This window comes from Cytobacillus sp. S13-E01 (genome assembly GCF_029193815.1).
GTDB lineage: Bacteria > Bacillota > Bacilli > Bacillales > Bacillaceae_L > Bacillus_BV.
Window position 1 is genome coordinate 60,476 of sequence record NZ_JARFVC010000013.1, and the last position, 23,552, is coordinate 84,027.

Sequence of the window (23,552 nt, forward strand, 5' to 3'; positions counted from 1 at the left end):
ATTTCTGTTATACTTTGACTATACAACTACTTATCCTAAAATAACAGGTGATGAAATGCTACCCGAAATTAAGTTCTCTGTACGCACATTGGTCGAATATGTATATCGTAGTGGAAGTATCGATAATAAATTTCGTACAACCACAACTCTTACGGAAGGAACAAAAGCACATAAAGCTATTCAAAGTACGTATAATGAAACAGATCAAAAGGAAGTGTTTCTTAAAACGGAAATTGAATATGAAAAGTTGCTTTTCATAATTGAAGGTCGATGCGACGGAGTAATTTTTCGTAATGATGAAATACTTATTGACGAAATTAAATCTACCACAAAGGATTTAAGTCTAATAGATGAGGATACCTTTCCAGTTCACTGGGCACAGGCTTTGGTTTATGCTTTTATATACGCTAAAGATAATGACCAAAAAGAAATGAGTGTGCAATTAACCTACATCCATGTGGTTACAGAAGAGCAAAAGAAATTTGTAAAACGCTATAAATTTAAAGAACTTGAACAGCTTGTAACTGATCTGGTTAAGCAATACTCACCTTATGCCTCTCTCATGAACACGCACCGGATACGAAGAAATCAAAGTATAAATGAATTGCCATTTCCTTTTTCAACTTATCGGGAGGGCCAACGGATTCTGGCTGGAGCTATTTATAAAACGATTGCAGAGGAAAAAAATATTTTCGCTAATGCACCTACTGGTATTGGCAAAACCATTTCTACGATTTTTCCTACAGTTAAAACGATTGGCGAAGGAAAACTCGACCGATTATTCTATTTAACAGCAAAAACAATTACAAGACAAACCGCTGAAGAAGCATTTTCACATATGAAAACGAAGGGTCTTTGTATGAGTGCAGTAACCATTACTGCAAAGGATAAAGTATGTTTTAAAGAAGAAACCATTTGTGAAAAGGAACATTGCGAGTTTGCAAATGGGTATTATGACCGGATAAATGAAGCTTTTTTAGATATATTCTCTCATGAAACGTTTATTAACAGAGCTACAATCGAGGAATATGCGAGAAAGCATACGCTTTGTCCATTTGAATTTTCTTTAGATTTAGCCTTTGTAGCAGATGCGATTATATGTGACTACAATTATATTTTTGACCCTAAAGTATCACTAAAGCGATTTTACGATGAACATAAGAGAGAAACGGCTTTACTCATTGATGAAGCTCATAATCTAGTTGATCGTGCTCGAGAGATGTTTTCAGCCGAATTACAAAAATCTAGCTTTCTTACATTAAAACGTGACTATAAAGGGACGAATTTGTTCGATGCTGCCAATAAACTAAATAAATATTTTATTGAAGTAAAGAAAAAGTGTGCCGAGACAGGGTCTCTAGTGTTAAAGGATACACAAGAGGATCTGATTGAAATGCTTGAAATTCACGCATATCGCTGAGGTAGAGTTATTGCAACCAACAAGCTCACAAGATAAGCAAGTGCTATTGGATACCTATTTTGCAGCAACAGGATTTGTTAAAATATCAAAGCTTTTCGATGAACGGTTCGTATTTTATGTGGAAGTTGAAAAGAATGAGGTCCAAATTAAATTATTTTGTTTGGATCCTTCACAACTTTTACAGCAGATTAGTAAAAAGTTTCGAACAACTGTCTATTTTTCCACACACTATTACCAGTTCAATACTTTATGGACATGCTTGGTGGTACGTCAGAGGATTATACCATTTCAATCCCTTCACCATTTGCAAAAGAACAAACAGACGTATTGATTCAACCTTTATCCACTCGCTATCATGACAGGGATAATACAAAAAAGCGGATTATTAACATGCTTGCAAATCTTGTGAAAGAACGACAAGGAAACTACCTTATTTTCTTTCCATCGTATCATTATTTGAAAAATGTCTATGAAGACTTTACAACAAACTTTCCTGAAATTCGCACCATCATTCAACATAGCACTATGGCAGAGGATGAACGCGAGAAATTTATAGATGAGTTTAATGAAGAAAGTAAAAGTACACTCTTTGGCTTCGCTGTATTAGGTGGTATTTTCTCTGAAGGTGTGGACCTAAAAGGAAACAGATTAAATGGTGCTATCGTTGTTGGAGTAGGCTTACCCCAGCTTTGCCTAGAACGAAATATTATGAAAGACTATTTTCAAAATATATTAAATCAGTAATTGATGATATTAAGTTATTTCCTGATACAGTCGAAGATAATTAACTATAAAATGGTATTATCTTTTTTACGAGTAGGATCAAATGCCCTACTCGTTTTTTATAGAAAGAAATTGGTAACGAGCGAATATAATAATCGGCTATTAAAGTCGAAAAGATTGCTATATACTATGAAAGAGGAGGTGATATAAGGATGAATAATGAAAAAATTGAAGAAATGCTTTCGCAATTAATTAAAATGGTAGGAACAATGCATTCCGAACAACAAGAGATGAAGCAGGAATTCGTAGGGATACAGCGAGAAATCAAAGGCATTAGCCAAGAGCAACTAGGGTTGAAACAAGAATTTCAAGACATGAAATATGAATTCCAAGACATGAAATATGAATTCCAAGACATGAAACAAGACATCGTAGAATTGAAAGATAAAGTAGTTGAAATTGAAACAAAAAGTGATATTCGCCATAAAGAAATCATAGGCAGGTTTAAGTCACTCGAAAGAGATCAGGACTTCATATGGGAAAAAGCAGTAAGAAATGAGCGGGAAATTGCATCACTAAAAACCAAATAAGTTTTTTGAAAACCTCTAGAGATAACCACGTAGCTACATTCACTAATTTCCTCATTGGAACAGTCCACAAATTTTTATTATCAAGTACTATAAATAAAAACTAGTAGAATCCTTATCAGCATTTTTTACAATGGCTGTCATCTGAAAAATTTATAGAAATTAGAAAGACCGTATGTGTAAAAAAAACAGAAACACTCACAAATGTTGAAACATCAACGTTTGTGAGTGTTTTTTGAAGAAAACTAAAAGGTAAGTTGAGAATAAATTTACACAGATCAAAAATTGATGGCAAAGAAGTTTCTAGCGTTAAGCTAACATGAGATTTGCTTTATCTATCTGCTTATAGCTGTCTGAATAACTAACTTCTTTCTTTTTGAAAAACGAAGGGAACACAATTCAAGAACGCGTCCCTACGTTTTCTAATGGACCTTTTCTAGGGCTAGTTTTATACCAAAGCCTATTAGTATTGTACCTGTGATTCCTTCAATCATATTTTGTGCTTGAGGTTTTTTCATAAAAGCACTAATCTGATTAATCAGATATACATAAAGCAAGAACCAAATAGCAGTCAAAAAAGTATATGTGATACCCATGAGGAAAAACGGTAGAAAGGTATTGCTTCCCACATCTACGAATTGAGGCAAAAAGGTTAAGAAAAAGACAGCAACTTTTGGGTTTAAGATATTCGTTAGAAACCCTTTTTTAAAACATGATGTATTTTCTATCTGACTTGTTGTGTTCATCTCAACACTTGCAGCTTCTTCCTTTTTCCTTAAGGACCATAATGTTTTAACACCCAGATAAACTAAGTAAACAGCACCAACATATTTGAAGACAGAAAATAAAAAAGCTGATTTCACAATGATTGCTGAAAGTCCAAATACAGCAGCAGAAGTATGGATAAGGAGGGCGCAACAAGTACCAAAAGCTGTTTTGATGCCTCCACTTCTCCCAACAGTAAGAGTATTTTTTGTAGCAATGGCAGTATCGGGACCCGGTAAGATGATCAGAAGAATACTCATAAGGACAAAAAGATAAAAGTTTTCCATATTTTTACCACCTAATCTAGAGAAGTACTTATTATAATGTATTGTATAATAATTGCGTTATTAATTGAACATTAATTTTATTCAGTTAAATTAAATTTTGAAGTGGTAATATTACTCTCGCGTCTGAAATACTTTATACTTACACTACTGTATTTAGCTCTTGGCGATAAATTATACTAAGACAGTAATTGGCAACGAGCGAATATATTGTCTATTAAAGTCGAAATGATTGTTATATACTATGAAAGAGGAGGTGATAAAACGATGAATAATGAAAAAACTGAAGAAATGCTATCGCAGTTAATTAAAATGGTAGGAACGGTACAAACTAATCAACAAGAGATGAAACAAGACATCGTAGAATTGAAAGATAAAGTAGTTGAAATTGAAACCAAAAGTGATATTCGGCATAAAGAAATCATAGGCAGGTTTAAGTCACTCGAAAGAGATCAGGACTTCATATTGGAAAAATCTGTAAGAAATGAGCGGGAAATTGCATCATTAAAAACCAAATAATTTTTAAGAAAAAACCTCTAGAGATAACCCCAAGTTAAGATCCATAATTTTCTCATAGGAAAAGTCCACAAATGTTTATTCTTCAAGTACTGTAATTATTTAGAAAAAGATACAAAACTGGTTGTAATTAAACCGATTGTATCTTTTTTAAATAAAATTATTTTTTAGAACCATTCCACTAAGCTAACAATCTTAGGACTAATCACCAATCATCGAAGAAAAAAGAACTATTAGGGCCAATGATTCTGTCCCTAAGTTCTCGGAAAAAATTATCTCGTTGAAACGATTGATTTCCTCTTATACATCAAGGATCCAATTAAAAATGCAATCGCTCCCCAAATAATCATGTTACCAAATCCGAACCAAAATGAATGTGAAAAAATACTAGATTCATAAACCATACTATCTCTTAAGCCCTCGGCAAAATAGGTGAGAGGGAGAATGTTTGATACTGGTTGTAGCCATTCAGGCATCGTTTCAATTGGAAAAAATACTCCGCTCAAAAACATCATCAGAAAACTTACAATGTTGGCGACTCCCATATACGCTTCAGTTGTATTACTAAATGAAGAAATAAAATAGCCTAACGCATTGAATGAGAGGGCACCGATTAAAAAGACAAGGATCAAACTAGGAAAATTGATGTATAGATTTGCTCCAAAGATAAACACACCAATTAGTGACAATAGAATAATCTGGACAACGCTAAATAACAAGCGCATCGCCATATCACTAAGACCGAAAATCCCCATTTTAGCTGGCGTCATTCGTAACCGTTTAATTAAACCTTTTCTACGCATTTCTACGAGGTCAACCATCCCAAATAACCCACCTTGTGCAATAGCTAAAGCAATCATGCCCGTTAAAAGAAAATCGGTATAATCTAACTCGGTATTTCCAGATGATATCGATTCGATTTGTAATTCATAGAAAGGAGTAGCTCCAACCGCCAATAAATTTGCCTGTTGAATAAAATTATCCAAGATCCCGGAAACGACTTGTGTAGTCATACCTTGTTCGTTTTCTTTATTAACAATCATACCAATTGATGTAGCATCCTCTGAATTTGGCAAAACGATTACGGCGTCCACTTCTTGATCATTAACCCATTCCTTCGCATCATCTAAACTCACGGGTTGATCTGATTTTATATCAATTACAGGTATTTGTTGTAGCTGTGTTAACATCATTTCAGACGTTGCATTAGGATTTTCATCAACAATTGCCACTTTTGACTGAAAATCATCATCGGAATTTCCAGAGAAAATGACCATAAAGATGACCATTAAAATAACAGGGAAGAAGATGCCCCAAAACCAAGCTTGTTTTTCACGTAGGGTCAATTTTAATTGTGCTAGAAACATTTGTTTAAACTGTTTGAAATTGCTCATACTAATCTCTCCATTCCTTTCCTGTAAAGGCGATAAAGACATCTTCAAGACTCATTTCACGGATGGAAACTTGTTCTACCTGGAATTCACTCTCCTTTGTAAATTTAAATAAGTCATAGAGTGTATCCACGGGCTGAATGGTCCATAGTTTCAGTGAGGTTCCTTCTAGTTCTGTCCGGGAAACAGAAGGGAGAGTTTTTGAAAATTGGTCTGCCTTGAGAGCCGCTTCTTCTCCATCAAGGAAGGATAGCCTTACTTCTCTTTCATTCGTTAACTGTTCAATCAATGCTGACGGTGTATCAATTGTTACGATTAGTCCTTGATCGACGATACAAACACGATCACTTAATTTCTCAGCCTCTTCCATATAATGAGTGGTTAAAATAGTCGTTTTTCCTAATTTCTTAAGTTCTAAAATAATGTCCCATATATTACGACGCGCTTGAGGATCAAGGCCAGTTGTTGGTTCATCGAGAAAAATGATATCTGGATCACTAATCATAGCAAGGCCAATAGCAAGCCGTTGACGCTGACCACCAGAAAGTTTTTTTACTTGATTCTTTCGATGCTCCGTAAGGTTGATTAATTCTAGAATTTCTTCAGTTGGTCGTGCCTTATCATAAAACGTTGCAAAAAGATTTAAATTTTCTTCAGGGGACAAAAGGTCAAACATTGCGCTTGATTGCGGTTGTACACCAATCATCTTTTTAATGGCGACTGCATGTTGATCCCATTTCAGTTCGCCAAAGCTAACATCACCTTGATCCGGCGGTACCAAACCTTCAATCATTTCAAGTGTAGTCGTCTTTCCGGCTCCGTTTGGTCCAATGATCGTAAATACCTCACCAGCTTTCACTGAAAAGCTAATGTCCTGTACCGCACGAATCGTCCCGAAAGACTTTTGTAGATTTTTAACTTCTAAAACAGTCATTTTTTTCCCTCACTTTTAAAGGCATGAAATTGCCAAAAGTTATTTCACGTTAAATGCTAAATTATCTTAGTTGAAATAGTTGAAGTGGAATCATGTGTAACAATTAATATGATTTCTTTGAAATTGAAGTATGTTTACAAGGATGATTGATTCTTAAAAACAGTTTAAGAAACAAAGGAGAATATGTACAAGATGTGTATGACCCACCAAGAAGTAACTAACACCAAGGATTAAACCAAACTAAGTTCCTACATTTGAGACACCTCACTTTTGAAAAGTAAATAGATAGTAACTACTACGTCACAGATTCTAAAAAGATTCATTAATATTTATAGGACAACGAGTTTCAGTGTTGGGGTCTGGTACGATTTATTATTGACTAAATAATAAGTATTATATAGTTTATTATAAATAGGATCTTAAAGGTAATAACATTAAAAGGAATGAAACAAATGACAAAAAAGACTAAGAATTCCGATTGGGCAGAAGCGAAAAAACGTTGCCGTTTGAATCAAGCTGATATTCAGATGGCAAAAGAAATGGGGATGACACCAAAGAGCTTACTAAAAAACATTCCTGCTCCTAATCAACAATGGAAAGCACCAGTAAGGGAATGGATTCGAGAATTATACGAAAGTAAGTTTGGGAAAGTACTGCAATTTAGAATGTGTTAGAATGTAAATAACGATATCGGGTTTAAGGAGTGGGTGTTATGAATCTTTATCGTAAGGACTATGTTTCAGTAGATGAGTACTTTGAAATCCGTGAGAGTAGTGAAGAATTATTAGAGTATATTGATGGTACTGTGTATATGTCGCCATCACCATCAACTAGGCATCAACGAATATCAAGTAGGCTTCATATCAAATTTGGTAATTTTCTTGAAGGGAAACATTGTGAGGTATTTCATGCTCCATTTGATATTGAATTAAAAAATGAAGAGATAGAAGGAGCAAAGATTGTAATCCCAGATATAAGTGTAATTTGCGATAAGAGTGGATTCACAGACCAACGATATGTAGGGGTTCCTGATTTAATTGTCGAAATCCTTAGCCCATCAAATCAATCCCACGACTTAATTACAAAATTAAATCTATATATGAATTATAGAGTCAAAGAATACTGGATCATTAATCCAATGCTAAATGCGGTCACGGTATATTCATTAAATATTGAAAAAATGTATGAACAGCATGATATGAAAACAAATGTTGGAATCGTTTCTTCGAAGATTTTAGAAGGATTTCAAATAGATTTAGAATATTTACTTTGTTTGTAAACATGGGGACGGACCTCATGTTTATTTTGTTTCGCTAAACGAAGCAAACACTAGGACTGTCACCGTGTTTTCATAGTTATTAATCATACTACGGACAGTTCAACAATTTTTAACTTATATTAATTTATTAAGATAGATAGAAAAGAGGGATCGAAATGACCATTTACATTGCGCTGCTACGTGGTATTAATGTAGGAGGAAGTAACAGGATTAAGATGAGTGAATTGAGGCAAGCATTGGAAACAATAGGTCTTGATAGAGTGCAAACATATATTCAAAGCGGTAATATACTGTTTGAATCAGAAAAAGGGGTAGAGACTCTTCAGAACCAAATAAAACATGAAATTGAAAAGACTTTCGGATTTTCGGTTGAAGTAGTAATGAGAACAGCTGAAGAATTAGAACGGATTATCGAAAACTGTCCATTCTCTGAGGAAGCAATATCAGAAGCTGAATCATTATCAGAAGGTGAGAGTCTCTATGTTTCAATGTTACAAGACCCTCCTTTGGAAGAAGGACTCAATAAGCTTAGTGCTTATAAAACCGAAAACGAAGAATACCGAATTGAAGGAAAAGAGGTATACCTTTTATTTCGACAAAGTATTCGTAATTCCAAGTTAGCCAATAATCTAAAAAAAATAGGCGTTCCTTCGACCGTACGTAACTGGAAAACCATTAATAAACTGTCCACAATGGCAAAAGGGATGTAAATTCTAAGATTGGACTCCTATAAAATTAATACTTAATATTAAATGTTTCCAATTGGTCATTTTTCAGATTCTTTTATCTCTATTTAGAACAGTACTTTTTTAAAAAACTCTTCATAAACACTACTTTGAAAAATTCAATGATTCTTAAATGCTACATCAAGGATTTATAAACTAAAGTGCCAGCCGTTGTCGAAAGAGACGAGTGACTGTCACTTTTTTTTGTGAAAAATTCACAAAACCACCGCCACCTTTTATCCATTATATCTATATAACTATAGTGAAGACATATAAGTTACCGAAAGGACAGTGGTTAGGATGGCAAAATACAGAATGGTACATACGGAATTTTGGATGAGTCCGATTGTTTCGGAGGAAATGACACCAGAGGATCGATACTTTTTCTTATATCTATTAACAAACCCTCATACAAAACAAACAGGAATCTATAGAATTACGAAGAAGCAAATGGCGTTTGATATGGGATATTCAATTGAAAGTGTGCATTCATTAATGGATCGATTTATTCATCATCATAAGCTCATACGCTACAATCCCAAAACAAGGGAGCTGGCGATTAAGAACTGGGGGAAGGAAAACCTAATTCGGGGTGGCAAACCAGTGATAGATTGTATTTTAGCAGAGTTAGAGAATGTCGAGGATACCTCTCTTATTCAGTTTGTTGGTGAAAATATTACTAAGCTAGAGTTTCGCAGTCTTTATGAATCCTTTTATACATCAGCGGAAGACACGACATCTATCCCTTCTGAATCGGGAGTGGACGATTCGTCTGACGATACGTGTACGACACGTGGGACGATACGTGGGCAAAAAGAAAAAGAAAATAAAAAAGAAAAAGAAAAACAACAACAAACAGTTCTCTATCCAAGTAAAGTAAATAAAACAGAACAGGGGCTTCACGAAGAGGATGTGAAGGAACTAACCGAATTTTGGGATCAAAACGGATTTGGTTTTGCTAACATTCATGCAAAAGCTCAGCTGCTAGCTTGGTTAGATGACTCTGCCTTTATGAATCCAAAAGAAGTCATTTTAAAAGCAATGCACATTGCATGCTCCAACAATAAGCGAAAGCTGAGCTATGTTGTTGCTATTTTAAAAAATTGGCTAAATGAATCATTACTGACCATTGAAGAAATTGAGTTGTATGACGAGAGCAAAACCAAGGGTTTGAGAGAAAAACAATTAAGTGAACCAAATAAAGTTGGTCGTGATATACCAAGGGAATTTGTCCTAGACATAACAGCAGGTGAGGAATCGTGAGTGTTGTAGAAAAGACGTTTCTTGGCAGCTTAATGAAAGCCGATTACTTGATTAAAGATACCGTTATTCGCCCTGAACAGCTAGAAAGTGGACGTCATAAAGAGTTGATGCGGAGAATGGTTGATTTTAACCAAGCGGGTAAGAATATCGATTTAATCACCTTAACAACCTTACCTGATCTCGAGTCCTTCGGTGGATTGTCGTATTTATCCGAACTGTTATCATTTGCGGATATTGAAAAATTTGACGAGGTTAAAGAGCTCATTATCGATGGCTGGAAGGAACGAGAAAAGCGAAACATCTTAACGTTGGCAGCCTTAAAAGATTAGGAGATTGGCAAGGTTATAGCCGAATTGGACAACATTAACCAGCAATGACGAGTTTGATAAGAGATCGGCACTCTTTTAAGTTTGGGAAAAAGTCCATCATTTAATAGTAAATTATAGGGATACCATATATTCACTATAAAGAAAATTTAACAGGAAAATATAATTACATGGAGAATAGTCGAAATTGACGAGTGGCAGGCACTTTTATTTATAGTCTGTAACAGTTCTAGAAAATTCTCATACCACCCCTCATGTATAAAACCCCGTCATCGGAAATACAATAATTTATTGGTATTATATGTTAAAATCAGATTAAAACGTGAGGAGGGATACATTTGACTTCTTCGAGCTCTACAAAGGTTGTTCAAATATTTGAATATTTACTAGCCGTCAAAAAGCTTAACGAAAATATAATTCGAAGTGTTAATGACTATGAGAAAGTTTGGTGGCAGGCAGACATCCCAAACCTTGAGGGTTGTTATCTTGGTGAGAACGGCACTAACCCTGAAGCGTGGTTAGAGGTACATAAACAAGTAATTCAACCTACACCAGCATTGCCGCGAGAACTTCATAATTGGATTAACAACTGGGATAACCCTGATATAGAACCAGAACGAGTACATAAAAAAATTATTGGAATTGATGAAGAAACAGAAGAAGAGATTTTTGAAAAATTTGAAGATACTGTTGAGCGGATGCAAATTTTTAAGAGCTGGTTAATGGATACATGGAGACCATGGGCAATTGACACGTCTCCAAAACTCAAAATCCAAAGGATCTATGATGAATTATTTGCTCTACATCAAAGGTTACAACGTGAAGGTGAGGACCTTGAATTAAATTGGGGACATGGTCTATTAAATTGGAATATTTCAGGTGAAAAAGTCCAAAGGCATGTATTAGTCACAAGCTTGGAACTTCAATTTAATGCTAAAAAGGGCATATTCTATCTTTTGCCAACATCTAAAGGAATGCAATTAGAAACTGACATGTTATTTAACATCGATATCCCGAACGGTTCAAGGTTACAAGAGATGGAATCACAGCTTGATGACATGGACTATACTCCATGGGATAAAGAAGGTACGTTATCGTTATTTAATGAGATTGTACATACAATTAGTCCAAAAGGTTCGTATGAAAAAGAAGATGAAACATCATTTCATAGGCTTCCAGCATACCCTGTCATTCAACATAAGCCTGCTATCTTCTTAAGGCAGAGTAGTGGACGTATTTGGGATAAAGAATTATCGAGTGCGATTCAAAAGATTAAGGAAGGTTACCCTGTTCCTGATACAATCACAAGTTTAACAACAAATGAGATCGTAAAAGAAGATAACGAGGCTGCTGAGACGCAGGCTGATGAATGGACTTCTGTTGGTGAAGACTTACTCTTTCCACTCCCAGCAAACAATGAGCAAAAACTGATTGCTGAAAAATTAGCCAAAAGCGAAGGTGTCGTTGTTCAAGGCCCACCTGGAACTGGAAAGTCACATACAATCGCAAACCTAATCTGTCATCTGCTTGCTCATGGAAAGCGGGTCCTTATCACTAGTGAGAAAGAAAGAGCACTACAGGTTTTAAGAGACAAGATTCCTGAAGATGTTCGGTCCCTTTGTGTTAGCGTCTTAGGTGGTGACTCACGGTCTGTTAAAGAAATTGAGGACTCTATTAAAACAATTGCGGAAAACCTTGATAGCAAACAACCAGAGAATCTGGATAAAAATATTCAGCGGCTACATGCAGAACTGGACCAAGCAAGAAGGAATATTGCAAAATATAATACGTTAATCAATGAATCTGCGGAAATTGAAAATGTTACCCTTGACCTAAATGGAACTAGTTACACTCCATTAGAAGCAGCAAAATGGTTAACAGAACATAAGGAATATAATCTTATTCCAGATTCTATCAATCCCTCTACACCATTTCCGCTTCCAAAGGATCAGACAATCGAGTTTTTCAGATTACTTGGTGAAATCAGTAGGCAGGATAAACGATCATTAGAACTACACCGTCCAAATCCAACCGAGATCGCAACACCATCAGCATTTGAAGATAATGTCAAAATAATAAATGAAGTAGAAATGAAAGTAAATGACACAGAAAAATATATTGAGGGGTGGAATGTGCCTGAAGACCTCCCCGCTAACATGGGGGAAAGGGTTTCTTTTATAGAAAATACTTTAGTGAAACTTAATGAGATAATGGCTCAAAAGTGGCTAAAACTCCTATTCCAAGATGTACTTCAGTATGAAGATAAGCTTAACCAATGGAAGGTATTTTATGACGAAGTAAAAAAACGTGTCAGTCAGATCGAACACTTAACAACAGAGTTAATAGAAGATGACATCAAATTACCAAGTAATAATAACCCTATTCTTTTATTAGAAGATCTAAATCAACTAAAACTTCGGTTTGAAGAAAATAAAGGTGTAGGTTGGTTATTCAAAAATATTATTGGTAGGAAGTATGCTTATATTTTCGAAAATATCACAGTGAATTCTATACCTATTCGAAATCTAGAGGATGTCAATAAGGTTATTAACTATCTAGAAAAAGCTGAACTGTCCCGAAAAGTAGTCCTTAAGTGGAACAGAATGCTTGAAGATCTTGAAGGTCCAGAGCTAAATGAAGATCAAAAGCGTTTAACTTCTTCAATTCAAACACATCTGCAAGGCTTACAAAGCGTGATTGAATGGAAAGAAAATATAATTCGACCACTAGAACCACTTATAGAAAAGATGGGTATAACTTCTAAGGCCAAATGGACAGATCCTATTTGGTATGAGTCTTTAAAAAATGGCTTAACTGCATTATCCAATAAGCAATCTTGGAAAAAGGCCAATGTATTCTTTCAGGAGATTTTTGATTACCTGCACAAACAAAATATGCTAGCTAACCTCCACCCAGTAAACGAACAGCTCTATCTTGCGTGCAAGGAAAAAAACAACGAACTTTGGAGAAGTTCTTATAATGAACTACTTCGCTTAGAGGCTATTGAAGCAGACTATAACACCTATCAACAATTGCAGGAACAACTGGAGAAATTAGCACCAAAATGGGTCACTCGTTTAATTGAATCTGATGGCAAAGGTGCCGCTTTTAGCCCTCCTGAACATTTGTTCGTATCTTGGAAATGGAGTCAACTGAACAACTGGATTTCAGACATTCATTCAAGACCAAAACTTGAAGAATTAGAATTAGAACAGGATAGAGAACGAAAAAAAGAAGCTAAGCTGATTCAAGAATTAGTGGCAGAATCTACATGGAAATCACAGCTCGAGCGTACAACTCGTGAACAAAAGCGCAGTCTATTTGCGTGGTTAAAAGCAATTCAAAGAATCGGTAAAGGTACTGGAAAATACGCAAGTGTTTACCGAAAAGAAGCTAGCAAAGAAATGAAAACAGCTAGAGGAGCTATTCCAGTATGGATTATGCCTATTAATAGAGTCATTGAAAATATTGAATTAACCAATGAACTATTTGATGTCGTCATAATTGATGAAAGTAGTCAAAGTACCTTATACTCTTTAAGTGCACTTTTACGAGCGAAGAAAGCTGTTATCGTAGGAGATGACAATCAGATAAGCCCTGAAAACGTCGGCACCGATATTAGTGAGGTACACGACCTCATTGAGCGTCATTTATACAATATACCAAACAAACTGCAGTTTGAGATGAAAACAAGTCTTTACGATACAGCTAGCAGGATATTTGAAAGTAAAATTATCCTAAAGGAACATTTCCGCTGCGTGCCAGAGATCATTCAGTTTAGTAATGACTTTATGTACGGCGGAATGATAGACCCACTCCGATTACCACTTGGTAGTGAGGTACTTGAACCACCAGTTAAGGCAATTAGAGTTATAGAAGGTTACCGTAAAGAAGATACAAGAAAAGTCTTTAATGAACCAGAAGCAGAAGCAATTGTTAACCACATTGCTGAATGTTGTCAAAATGATAAGTATAACGGTAAATCAATCGGAGTTATTTCACTTCAAGGCCATGATCAAGCAAAAATGATCGAAGGTCTCTTGCGCGAAAAAATAGGTGAGGAAGAAATGAGCGAAAGAAGGATTATTTGCGGTGATGCGTACTCGTTCCAAGGTGATGAACGAGATGTTATCTTCTTATCAATGGTGGCTGCTCCAAATGTTCGATTTGCAACAATGACAGCAAGGTCCGCACAACAAAGATTCAATGTTGCCGCAAGTAGAGCCAGAGATCAAATGTTCTTATATCACTCAGTAGACCTAAAAGAGCTAAATCCAGAAGGCGTACGTTATAAGCTTCTTCAGTATTGTATAGAACCACATCGAGTTCAATTAGCCATTGACGAAGTAAAACAAGAATTTGACTCCAAATTTGAAGAAGAAGTCTTTCGAATGATCACCGCAAAAGGGTATAAAGTGATCCCACAGGTCAAAGTAGGTACACTAGGAAAGAGGATTGACCTAGTTGTAGAAGGAATGCGAAACCGCCTAGCAGTAGAGTGTGATGGAGACAAATGGCATGGTCTTGACAAATGGGAAGATGATATGGAACGTCAAAGGGTATTAGAAAGAGTAGGTTGGACGTTTTGGCGTGTCAGGGGTAGTCAATTTTATCTAGACCGGGAAAAAGCGATGTCCTCGCTTTGGGTGAAGCTTGATGAGATGGGGATTGAGAAGGATAGTAGGGTGAGAATATAACTTTTGAGAGGCTTACATAGTGAGCCTCTTTATTTATGTTTTAATTTTGATTAATATGTCCAGAGACTGGCCCTTTCTCATGGTCTGAAATACTTTATACTTACACTGTATTCAGCTCTAGGTGAGAAATTAAACCACTGGAAAAGTTCTCTTCTCTTTATTATTTGTAGATTGTTCAAAAGTCAATTTTATCTTGATAAATAGTACCGAAAAAAAATAGAAGTCATTATCAGCTGTTCATAAAAAACGGAAACGAGATTTTAGAAAGATTCAACATGAAAAATATTACACATTATGGTATCATTGAGAAAATTGCATTAAGGAGATCAGGGTTTGTTACGTGACATTAGCGAGTGGGAACATATTGGTCATGGAGGTAATAGTACTTTACCGAAAGAGGAGTTAAGAGCTCCTGATAAAAGAAAGTACTTAATAAAATATCCGAGGCAGGTAGAAGAAGGCGTAGCTTGGGAAGATATCACGGAGCTCGTTGCTGCTAAGATAGCTTTTATTTTAGGACTAGAGTCCATGGAAGTCGAAATGGTTGTAAGAAACGGTAGGCAAGGTTGTCTCTTAAGGAATTTTGTTGATGAAAGAGGACCAGTAGCAAATGAAGAAGGTGGCTCATTATTGGCCATATTTGAAGATTATGACCTCTTATTAAAGAATGAGTTAGAAGGGGACGAACTACTTAAATATGGATTTAATTATATAGAGATGTTACCTTATTGGGAGTCAATAAAAAAGTCGTTTATAGATATGTTGTTTTTTGATCTGTTAATTGGAAACCAAGACAGGCACCCATTTAATTGGATGGTGTTATTCTACCAAGATAATACAATACAGTTTTCACCTATCTATGACAATGGAGCTTCCTTAGGATTCAGATTTGAGGATTCAGTCCTTAGTGATATGATAAAAAAAGAACCAAAAATGAACCAATACACAAAAAGAACAAAATCCAAAGTTGGGATCTTTGAGAAGAAACAAGTGAAAATCAAAGTATTAATCAACTTTTTATTTAAAGAATACCCATTGGAGTCGCAGTTGAGTGTAGAAAAAATCAAAAGTTTTAATTTGCAAAACTATCATGATTACATCGAATCCCTAGAAATATTAAGTAAAGAACAGAGGGATTGGTTGTTATCTATTATTCCATTTAGAAGAAGAAAGATCTTGCAGTGGATAGAAGAGGAGGGGAATTAATTGAGTATCGTTCAAACACTGTGGGTTGTATGGCAAAGCCCAACAAACCGTTTATTTTACCACGTCGGTACACTGTCCTTTTTCAATGCCCATTATGAATTTAGATATGTTAAAGGCAATAACGACCATCTAAAATTAAATGATGCAATTAGAAATGGTTATATACTAAGTCCAGCTTTTCCTGATCCTGATAAAGTGTATAAATCAGATCAATTATTTCCGGCTTTTAATCGTCGGTTACCAACACCAAATCGTGCTGACTTTGCTGAAATATTAAAAGACCTAGGCTTAAATGAAGAATGTACAAAAATGGAATTACTTGAGGAAACACGAGGTCGATTAGCTAACGATACTTATTCGTTTGAGCGGCCGCTTAGAGTCGAAAAGGACGAAAAAGTTCACACTAGCTTCTATATTCATGGTATGCGTCATCGTGAATTACCAAGCGAATGGCCAACATGGCTTAATGTAGATAGCGAGGTTGTACTAAAAAGAGAATCTGATCATTCTGTCGATCCTAACGCAGTAGCTATCCATACATTAAGTGGAAAGCATATTGGTTATGTCCCAGGGTTCTATGCGAATGGTGTTTCTGCTTTATTAGATAATGGAGCAATCCCACTAGTTAAAGTCAAATCAATAAATGCAGACTCCACTCCCCATTGGTGGGTGAAGGTGAGTTTCGAAAGTGACATACCTGTACCTAAAGAGGAAATAGGATACGATTTTGAAGCGATTATCGAAATAGCGAGCTGATATATATTAAGTGAAACCAGATTACTTCCCAATGAAGGGACTTGATCTGGTCTTTTTTTATTTGTCCTATAAAAGTTACGGTTACCAATTAAACATCGTTAAAGGATAATATGGAGAAGTCATAAATGGTGTTCAAGCGATAAAACCAAAAGCCAGCAGCTTCCTTAGGTGGAGGGAAGCAAACGGCAACTTACATTTAGGGTGTAAAATTGTATTTTTGTTTACTAACAGCGAATTTACAAATTGTTGTCATAGAACTATATGGGCATTATGCTTAACCTAAATCTAGAAAGGTTTGATACGTTTAGCAGGGCATAAATATAGCTTTTGAGAGGCTTACATTTTGTGAGCCTCTTTAATTATGTTGTAAGGTGGGATAACTCTGCAGTTTTTTATATCAACTGCAAGTTTTTGTAAATCAATATTATAGTAAAAGAAGGATATTATATTTACTAAAGGGAAATTGTCTATAATAGGTAAAATTTGTCGAGGTGACGATATGTTAAAACAAGGGATATATGAGGAAATCATCAATACAAAATTAAAAGCAGAACTAGATGCCATTGATCTAGAAACATTTGAGGTTGGTAAAGAACGAATAGACACTGAAGAAGCAAGAAAACTATTATCAACCTACATTTCTTCAGTCACTAGACGTGCGTTAAAGTTTGTTAGAGACAACGAAAATGATGATAGACAAGCGTTGATTGACCAAATTCGTACGTGTAACGATATAATTTCGGTTCTTATTGAAAAACTGGATGAAGAAGAATTCAAAACACTAAAAATAGAAGAGGAAGGTGAAGTACTCACCTCGATCTATTCTAAAATAAATTCTGTCAGAAGTATTCGAAAAGGCGAAATAATTAGACCTGTTACTCCTATTTCGGAAATCTCTTTGTTTACAGGTTCGAACTACGAACCAAACATGCTTGGTGAACTAAAGAAAGAAATTCTTAGCTCAGATTCAATTGATATGCTAGTTTCTTTTATTAAATGGAGCGGCTTACGCTGTATTATTGAGGAATTGAAGGCCTTTACTGAACAAGAAGGAAAAAAACTCAGAGTCATAACAACGTCTTATATGGAAGCAACTGATTATAAGGCAATTGAGGAATTGGGTCAGTTACCAAATACTGAAATAAAGATTTCTTATGATGTAGAGAGAACAAGACTTCATGCTAAGGCGTATCTTTTCAAAAGAGAAACTGGATTTAGCACAGCCTATATTGGTTCTTCTAACCTATCGAATCCAGCTTTAACTTCAGGGCTCGAGTGGAATATTAAAGTAACTGAAAAAGATTCTTTTGATATCGTAAAGAAGTTTGAAGCTACATTTGAGAGCTACTGGAATGATAGAGAATTTACCATTTTTAATCCAAATGAACTGGGTGATCAAAACAGATTGAAAATTGCTCTTTCTAAAAGTAAAGGTAATGGGCAAAGTGAGTTATCCTTTTTATTTGATATCCAACCATACTTGTATCAGAAGGAGATACTAGAAAAGCTCCAGGTTGAACGAGAAGTTTTTGGTAGAATGAAAAACCTTTTGGTTGCTGCAACTGGTGTTGGAAAAACTGTAATTTCTGCATTTGACTACAAACGGTTTAGATCAGCAAATAAACATTCTGCAAAGCTATTATTTGTTGCTCATCGTGAAGAAATATTAAAGCAAAGCATGGATACCTTTCGGGTTATTTTAAAAGATCAAAACTTTGGTGACCTTTTAGTCGGTAACAATACACCTAATTCAATTGATCATTTATTTGTTAGTATACAAAGTTTTAATAGTAGAGAATTACATAAAAATACTTCAAGTGATTACTATGATTTCATCATTGTTGATGAATTTCATCATGCGGCAGCAGATTCTTATCAAAAGTTATTGAGTCATTATCAACCTAAAATTCTCCTTGGTTTAACTGCTACCCCAGAGCGGATGGATGGAAAAGATATTCTAACTTATTTCGAAGACACAATCTCAGCTGAAATGAGATTAACAGAAGCAATCAACAGAAAGCTACTTAGTCCTTTTCAATACTTCTGTGTTAGTGATATCGCTGATCTATCCAAGTTAAAATGGGGCCGGAGAGGCTACGAAATTAAAGAACTAGAGAATGTCTATACATCTAATACAATACGTAGCAATCAAATTGTAAAAAGCTTGTATAAATATGTGACCGATATTGATGAAGTTAAAGGTTTAGGCTTCTGCGTTTCAATTGAGCACGCAAAGTACATGGCCGACTTCTTTAATAAAGTTGGAATTCCTTCAGTTGCTCTCTATGGAAATGTTGAAGCGAAGGTAAGAAGAGATGCACAAGGAGAGCTTGTTAAAGGGGATATAAAGTTTATTTTTGTAGTTGATTTATACAATGAAGGAATTGATATTCCAGAGGTCAATACTATTTTATTCTTAAGACCAACCGAGAGTTTAACAGTATTCCTACAGCAATTAGGTCGTGGACTACGTTTAGCAGATGGTAAAGAATGTCTAACAGTACTTGACTTTGTTGGACAGGCTCATAAAAACTATAACTTTGAAGAGAAATTCCGTGCACTAATAGGAAAAACTAAGCATTCTATTCCACATTATATTGAAAATGGATTTTTTAACTTGCCAAAGGGAAGCTTTATTCAATTGGAAAAGCAAGCGAAAGATTATATTTTAAGGAATATTAAATCTAGTAGTAATACTCGTGGAAATCTTGTTTCCAAAATGAAGTATTTTGAACAAGACACTGGAGTAGAGCTTACACTTGGGAACTTTTTAAATCATCATCATTTGTCGTTATATGAATTTTACGGTAAAAGTAGAAACCGTAGCTTTACAAGAATGTTAGTAGAAGCAGGTCTGAGTGAAGATTTCTTCTGGGAAGAAGAGGATTTTGTAACTAGTAGACTTCAAAACCTTTTTTTCCTAAATTCAAGTTCGCAACTAGAGTTTCTGATTCAATATATAAAAGAAGGTACAATTCAGAATGAAGAAGAAAAGATCATGTTAAACATGCTTTATTACTCTTTTTATAAATCATACCCCGCAAAAGAAGAGTTGAATTCCATCGAAGAAGGGGTTCATAGGATTTTTGGAAACTCTTATTTTAAAAGTGAAATACTAGAAATTCTATATTACCTATACAATTCGTTAGAAACGCTAGAAATAAAGAATGACTTTAACTTTACAAGCCCATTGAAAGTTCATTGTAACTATTCAACTGCGCAAGTAATGGCTGCGCTAGAGTATTATAATGATGAAAAAACTCCTGCGTTTAGAGAAGGTGTAAAGTACTTCGAGGAAAAGCACCTGGATATTTTCTTTATCACTTTGAATAAATCAGAGAAGGACTTTTCACCATCTACTTTATATGAAGACTATGCAATTAATGAAAGGCTGTTCCACTGGCAAACGCAAAGTAGAATATCAGAAAATAGTCCCACTGCACAGCGTTACATCCATCATAAGCAGAAGAACCATCAAATCGCATTATTCGTTCGTGAGTATAAGGTCGAAAACGGGCTAACATCACCGTTTGTATTTCTTGGGACTGCTGATTATATCAAACATGAGGGAAATAAGCCAATGAGCTTTGTTTGGAGATTGAGAGAGGAGATGCCTTCGAATCTTGTGGGAAGGGCGAATAAGAATATTTTGTAAAAGATGAATATTAATTGAGAAATCTATTCGGTTTCATATGTATTAATAATGCTTAATTTTGTAGGCTGTCTTTTAAAACTAACCGAGATTTTTAGATATTAGTAACGTACCGGGGAGCCACCAAAAATCCTTTTTTTGAAGAATATCCTTAATACAGTTTCACGACCTTATAAAGATCCATCCATGAAAAAGGCAATGGAAATAATAGTTGCTCTTGGCGAAAGCTTAGAAGCGGCAAAGTTAATTTTGATATATAGTGTTCATATGGCAGGGTCTTCTGTCGTATTTGCTGGTGATGCAGGTACAAATCTGTAGAAGATACTTAAGAGAGGTAAACCTAAACTTGTTTCGATTGCAATTGTCGTTTTTTGTATTGCTATAAGCGGATACCTATTTGCATAGAAATTAGGAAAACTATTAAATTCGAAAGAGTTGTATTAATTGCGTTAATTTTTCACAGGAGGGAGGAGGAATGTAGGTGCCGGAGTGGTAAACGCAGTTTCCTTCTTTCCTCCCAAAGTAGCTGTTCCTGTTGTATGCTGTTTCGACATGCTATTTAATTGCAAAGTAAGCGTCAAATAATCCCCACCTGTTTTCAGATGGGGATTTGATTTATGCTTTATTTAGATTTAACAAGAACCCGGCAATTCTCGGGAAGTGTCGGTGACCATGGCAGGAATTCGGCCAATTTTGTTTTGTCTGTCGTATCAATATTGGGAAGCTCCTGAAATAGATAGCTAAGATAATAGAATGGGTTCAATCCATTTTCCTTTGCTGTCTCTACAACACTATAGATGATCGCACTAGACTTTGCTCCCCTTGCGGTATTACTAAACAACCAATTTTTGCGGCCGATTACAAAAGGTTTAATAGATCTTTCGGCTAGGTTGTTATCAATCTCCAAATGTCCGTCCTCTAAAAATGCTACTAATCTATCCCATTGATTACGGCAATATTTGATAGCTTGACCAAGTGCACTTTTTGGCAATACACGGGGTGTTAGTTCTTTTAACCATGCCGAAAAAGCCTCTAGCACTGGTTTGCTGAGTTCCTGTCGTGCGTCGAAGCGCTCCTCCGGACTTACGCCCTTTAGTTTGCGCTCGATTTCAAATAATTGGTTACAATAAGCCAAACCTTCCTTTGCCTTGACGGTAGATGTGCTTGCGGTCTCAGGAAGCGCTCGAAGGGCCTCGGTGAATTTTCGGCGGGAATGCGCCCAGCACCCGACCAACCTAACATCCGGTATATTATTGTAACCAGCATACCCATCCACATGCAGATATCCCTGGAAGCCGTCCAAAAACCGCTGAGGATGCTTGCTAGCCCGTGTTTGCTGGTAATCATACAGGACTATAGGCGTATTCCCATGACCTGAGCGATACAGCCAGATATAGGATGTCGACGCCTGTGGACGATCTGGCTCAGATAAGACCTGCAGGGTTGTTTCATCGGCGTGTAGCCATTCCATCTGCAGGAGGTTCGCATGCATCTCCTCATAAATCGGACTAAGCCATGTTTCTGCCCCATAGATGGTCCAGTTGGCTAGCGTTTGACGAGAAATAGACACACCAAATCGCTCCAAGTGCTTTTCTTGGCGGTACAGGGGCATGCCTTCAACATATTTTTGGGTCATGGTAAATGCCATCGCCGAAGGGGATGCTAAACTACCAGGGAAAACTGACTTCGGCATTTCCGCCGTCACAATAGGTGTTTCTAATTCATTACGCTCGCAGTGGCGGCAACTATATACATGGCGAACATGTTCAACCACTTTGACCTGTGGTGGGATAACCTTTAATTCCTTGCGTACTTCTGTACTCATTTCATGCATTGTACCACTGCAGCACGAACAAACCTGTTCCTCATCAGACAAACGATAGTGAATCGTCTCTGTAGGCAGGTTTTCGAATTTGCGTTCACGTTCTCCACGCTGTTTCTTACGCTTATATGTAACCGTCTCAACGGTTGGTTCTTCAACCTTCGGGTCGAATGTAGCTTCGGCTTCATTAAAAAGGGAAAGTTGATCCAGGTCGGTCTTCTCGCTAGAAGCCCCGAATCTGCGCTGTTGGCTCAGACGGAATTGTTCCTCGTACCATTTTAGTTTAGCTTCCAACTCTTCCTTTTCCATTTCGAGTTTCTCGTTGAGCGCTTTGTAATATTCAATTGTATCTTTTGAAGTTTGCGCTGTCTTTTCCATACACCTAGTATACGGAAAAGAATCCGGTTTGACCAGCCGAATTCCCCCTATTTTGTATTTAACTAGTTTTATAGAATAATACGTGCTTTTACTTCCTGATGGGCTTGCTTTTGTTCGATGGATAGTCCATCTAGCAACCAACGAAATTGGCGAGGGCTGATGTTCTTGGGGGTCTTATCATTTTCCGATGGCCAATGGAAGGTACCTTTTTCCAGCCGGCGATAATAAAGCCAAAACCCATTATTTTCCCAATGAAGGATTTTTAACTTGTCTCGCTTCCGATTACAGAAAACGAATAGACTGGGCGAAAAGGGATCAAGTTCAAAACATTCCTTCACGATGACAGCTAGCCCATCAATCGATTTGCGAAGATCTGTACTACCCCGCGCTAGATAAACCCTTTGAAATTGGGTATTGGTTAACATTGGTTTTTAAGCACATGGACAACATCTGATAATAGATCCATGTTGGCTCCAGTTGGTACCTCAACTGTGATCGTACCAAAATGAAGCAGAACAGAACCCTGCCCCGAAGGGGGTGCTTCTTCATCAACCTGAACAGTGAACCATTGTGCCGCAACGGGTGTCTGTTTGGAACCGCTGTTACTTTCAAATTGCCGTATCCAGTAATACATTTGGTGGACTTTAATTTCTTGATGTTGGCACCAATCCACTACACTCTCTCCACTCTGTTTCCATTCTTCGTATCGTGCTTTCCATTCTATTCTTTTTTCCTTAAGGGTCATAGAAAAACCTCCCAATATGATTTCTAGGGAGATTATCTCATGGACTCACTATTAATAGAATGTGGGCTGTATTTGACGCTTAC

The 23,552-nt window shown here is 36.2% G+C and carries 20 protein-coding genes; 14 read left to right on the plus strand and 6 right to left on the minus strand.

Going from position 1 to position 23,552, the window contains the following annotated elements; all coding sequences use genetic code 11:
- Nucleotides 1-55 precede the first annotated feature (55 nt).
- The 3 genes from PY093_RS10480 (at nucleotide 56) to PY093_RS10490 (ending at nucleotide 2,733) form a co-directional block, all read left to right on the plus strand.
- A complete protein-coding gene (locus PY093_RS10480) occupies nucleotides 56-1,420 on the plus strand; it encodes a DEAD/DEAH box helicase (RefSeq protein WP_275645841.1) in 1,365 nt (454 codons plus the stop codon).
- A gap of 249 nt (nucleotides 1,421-1,669) precedes the next feature.
- A complete protein-coding gene (locus PY093_RS10485) occupies nucleotides 1,670-2,164 on the plus strand; it encodes a helicase C-terminal domain-containing protein (RefSeq protein ID WP_275645842.1) in 495 nt (164 codons plus the stop codon).
- A 191-nt stretch (nucleotides 2,165-2,355) separates the two neighbouring features.
- Nucleotides 2,356-2,733, plus strand: coding sequence for a hypothetical protein (locus PY093_RS10490; RefSeq protein WP_275645843.1), 378 nt, complete (start codon nucleotides 2,356-2,358; stop codon nucleotides 2,731-2,733).
- A 419-nt stretch (nucleotides 2,734-3,152) separates the two neighbouring features.
- Here the strand turns inward: PY093_RS10490 and PY093_RS10495 are convergent, their stop codons facing one another.
- Nucleotides 3,153-3,782, minus strand: coding sequence for a LysE family translocator (locus PY093_RS10495; protein WP_275645844.1), 630 nt, complete (start codon nucleotides 3,780-3,782; stop codon nucleotides 3,153-3,155).
- A gap of 207 nt (nucleotides 3,783-3,989) precedes the next feature.
- Between PY093_RS10495 and PY093_RS10500 the strand changes: the two genes are divergently transcribed.
- Nucleotides 3,990-4,298 (plus strand): hypothetical protein, encoded by a 309-nt coding sequence (locus PY093_RS10500; protein ID WP_275645845.1) that lies wholly within the window; start codon nucleotides 3,990-3,992, stop codon nucleotides 4,296-4,298.
- Nucleotides 4,299-4,567: 269 nt separating this feature from the next.
- Here the strand turns inward: PY093_RS10500 and PY093_RS10505 are convergent, their stop codons facing one another.
- Together PY093_RS10505 and PY093_RS10510 are read right to left on the minus strand one after the other, a co-directional pair.
- Nucleotides 4,568-5,689, minus strand: a complete 1,122-nt coding sequence (locus tag PY093_RS10505; protein WP_275645846.1) for an ABC transporter permease — start codon at nucleotides 5,687-5,689, stop codon at nucleotides 4,568-4,570.
- 1 nt (nucleotide 5,690) lies between these two features.
- Nucleotides 5,691-6,620: an ABC transporter ATP-binding protein gene (locus PY093_RS10510; RefSeq protein ID WP_275645847.1), complete on the minus strand. Its 930-nt coding sequence runs from the start codon at nucleotides 6,618-6,620 to the stop codon at nucleotides 5,691-5,693.
- A gap of 452 nt (nucleotides 6,621-7,072) precedes the next feature.
- On the opposite strand from PY093_RS10510, the gene PY093_RS10515 reads away from it, so the two are divergent.
- From PY093_RS10515 to PY093_RS10560, 10 genes are all read left to right on the plus strand, one after another.
- Nucleotides 7,073-7,294, plus strand: a complete 222-nt coding sequence (locus PY093_RS10515; RefSeq protein WP_275645848.1) for a hypothetical protein — start codon at nucleotides 7,073-7,075, stop codon at nucleotides 7,292-7,294.
- 38 nt (nucleotides 7,295-7,332) lie between these two features.
- A complete protein-coding gene (locus PY093_RS10520) occupies nucleotides 7,333-7,899 on the plus strand; it encodes a Uma2 family endonuclease (RefSeq protein ID WP_275645849.1) in 567 nt (188 codons plus the stop codon).
- Nucleotides 7,900-8,054: 155 nt separating this feature from the next.
- Nucleotides 8,055-8,609 carry a DUF1697 domain-containing protein gene (locus tag PY093_RS10525; RefSeq protein ID WP_275645850.1) on the plus strand — a complete coding sequence of 185 codons (555 nt, stop codon included), beginning with the start codon at nucleotides 8,055-8,057 and terminating at the stop codon, nucleotides 8,607-8,609.
- A 315-nt stretch (nucleotides 8,610-8,924) separates the two neighbouring features.
- On the plus strand, nucleotides 8,925-9,887 hold the full coding sequence (locus PY093_RS10530) for a DnaD domain protein (protein ID WP_275645851.1): 963 nt from the start codon (nucleotides 8,925-8,927) through the stop codon (nucleotides 9,885-9,887).
- Entirely contained in the window at nucleotides 9,884-10,216 is a 333-nt protein-coding gene (locus tag PY093_RS10535; RefSeq protein WP_275645852.1) for a DnaB-like helicase N-terminal domain-containing protein, read from the plus strand. Before PY093_RS10530 ends, PY093_RS10535 begins: the two co-directional genes overlap by 4 nt.
- A gap of 335 nt (nucleotides 10,217-10,551) precedes the next feature.
- Complete coding sequence (locus PY093_RS10540) at nucleotides 10,552-14,910, plus strand: AAA domain-containing protein (RefSeq protein ID WP_275645853.1); 4,359 nt, start codon at nucleotides 10,552-10,554, stop codon at nucleotides 14,908-14,910.
- Between the two features lie 333 nt (nucleotides 14,911-15,243).
- Complete coding sequence (locus PY093_RS10545; protein ID WP_275645854.1) at nucleotides 15,244-16,116, plus strand: HipA domain-containing protein; 873 nt, start codon at nucleotides 15,244-15,246, stop codon at nucleotides 16,114-16,116.
- Nucleotides 16,117-16,872 carry an HIRAN domain-containing protein gene (locus PY093_RS10550; RefSeq protein WP_275645855.1) on the plus strand — a complete coding sequence of 252 codons (756 nt, stop codon included), beginning with the start codon at nucleotides 16,117-16,119 and terminating at the stop codon, nucleotides 16,870-16,872. It abuts the gene before it with no gap.
- Nucleotides 16,873-17,371: 499 nt separating this feature from the next.
- Nucleotides 17,372-20,527 carry a DEAD/DEAH box helicase gene (locus PY093_RS10555; RefSeq protein ID WP_275645856.1) on the plus strand — a complete coding sequence of 1,052 codons (3,156 nt, stop codon included), beginning with the start codon at nucleotides 17,372-17,374 and terminating at the stop codon, nucleotides 20,525-20,527.
- 183 nt (nucleotides 20,528-20,710) lie between these two features.
- Nucleotides 20,711-20,842 carry a hypothetical protein gene (locus tag PY093_RS10560; protein ID WP_275645857.1) on the plus strand — a complete coding sequence of 44 codons (132 nt, stop codon included), beginning with the start codon at nucleotides 20,711-20,713 and terminating at the stop codon, nucleotides 20,840-20,842.
- A 304-nt stretch (nucleotides 20,843-21,146) separates the two neighbouring features.
- Here the strand turns inward: PY093_RS10560 and tnpC are convergent, their stop codons facing one another.
- From tnpC to tnpA, 3 genes are all read right to left on the minus strand, one after another.
- Nucleotides 21,147-22,724: an IS66 family transposase gene (tnpC, locus tag PY093_RS10565; RefSeq protein WP_481769292.1), complete on the minus strand. Its 1,578-nt coding sequence runs from the start codon at nucleotides 22,722-22,724 to the stop codon at nucleotides 21,147-21,149.
- 68 nt (nucleotides 22,725-22,792) lie between these two features.
- Nucleotides 22,793-23,149, minus strand: a complete 357-nt coding sequence (tnpB, locus tag PY093_RS10570; protein ID WP_275645858.1) for an IS66 family insertion sequence element accessory protein TnpB — start codon at nucleotides 23,147-23,149, stop codon at nucleotides 22,793-22,795.
- A complete protein-coding gene (gene tnpA, locus PY093_RS10575) occupies nucleotides 23,143-23,469 on the minus strand; it encodes an IS66 family insertion sequence element accessory protein TnpA (RefSeq protein ID WP_275645859.1) in 327 nt (108 codons plus the stop codon). The genes tnpB and tnpA overlap by 7 nt, the downstream gene beginning before the upstream one ends.
- Nucleotides 23,470-23,552 lie beyond the last annotated feature (83 nt).

Excerpts from the sequence above, each read along its gene's own strand:
- tnpB (WP_275645858.1), bottom strand. The coding sequence starts at position 23,149 with ATGTTAACCAATACCCAATTTCAAAGGGTTTATCTAGCGCGGGGTAGT.
- PY093_RS10525 (WP_275645850.1), top strand. The coding sequence starts at position 8,055 with ATGACCATTTACATTGCGCTGCTACGTGGTATTAATGTAGGAGGAAGT.
- PY093_RS10515 (WP_275645848.1), top strand. The coding sequence starts at position 7,073 with ATGACAAAAAAGACTAAGAATTCCGATTGGGCAGAAGCGAAAAAACGT.
- PY093_RS10495 (WP_275645844.1), bottom strand. The coding sequence starts at position 3,782 with ATGGAAAACTTTTATCTTTTTGTCCTTATGAGTATTCTTCTGATCATC.
- PY093_RS10510 (WP_275645847.1), bottom strand. The coding sequence starts at position 6,620 with ATGACTGTTTTAGAAGTTAAAAATCTACAAAAGTCTTTCGGGACGATT.
- tnpC (WP_481769292.1), bottom strand. The coding sequence starts at position 22,724 with ATGGAAAAGACAGCGCAAACTTCAAAAGATACAATTGAATATTACAAA.
- PY093_RS10485 (WP_275645842.1), top strand. The coding sequence starts at position 1,670 with ATGGACATGCTTGGTGGTACGTCAGAGGATTATACCATTTCAATCCCT.
- tnpA (WP_275645859.1), bottom strand. The coding sequence starts at position 23,469 with ATGACCCTTAAGGAAAAAAGAATAGAATGGAAAGCACGATACGAAGAA.
- PY093_RS10505 (WP_275645846.1), bottom strand. The coding sequence starts at position 5,689 with ATGAGCAATTTCAAACAGTTTAAACAAATGTTTCTAGCACAATTAAAA.
- PY093_RS10520 (WP_275645849.1), top strand. The coding sequence starts at position 7,333 with ATGAATCTTTATCGTAAGGACTATGTTTCAGTAGATGAGTACTTTGAA.
- PY093_RS10530 (WP_275645851.1), top strand. The coding sequence starts at position 8,925 with ATGGCAAAATACAGAATGGTACATACGGAATTTTGGATGAGTCCGATT.
- PY093_RS10490 (WP_275645843.1), top strand. The coding sequence starts at position 2,356 with ATGAATAATGAAAAAATTGAAGAAATGCTTTCGCAATTAATTAAAATG.
- PY093_RS10555 (WP_275645856.1), top strand. The coding sequence starts at position 17,372 with ATGTTAAAACAAGGGATATATGAGGAAATCATCAATACAAAATTAAAA.
- PY093_RS10560 (WP_275645857.1), top strand. The coding sequence starts at position 20,711 with ATGAAAAAGGCAATGGAAATAATAGTTGCTCTTGGCGAAAGCTTAGAA.
- PY093_RS10480 (WP_275645841.1), top strand. The coding sequence starts at position 56 with ATGCTACCCGAAATTAAGTTCTCTGTACGCACATTGGTCGAATATGTA.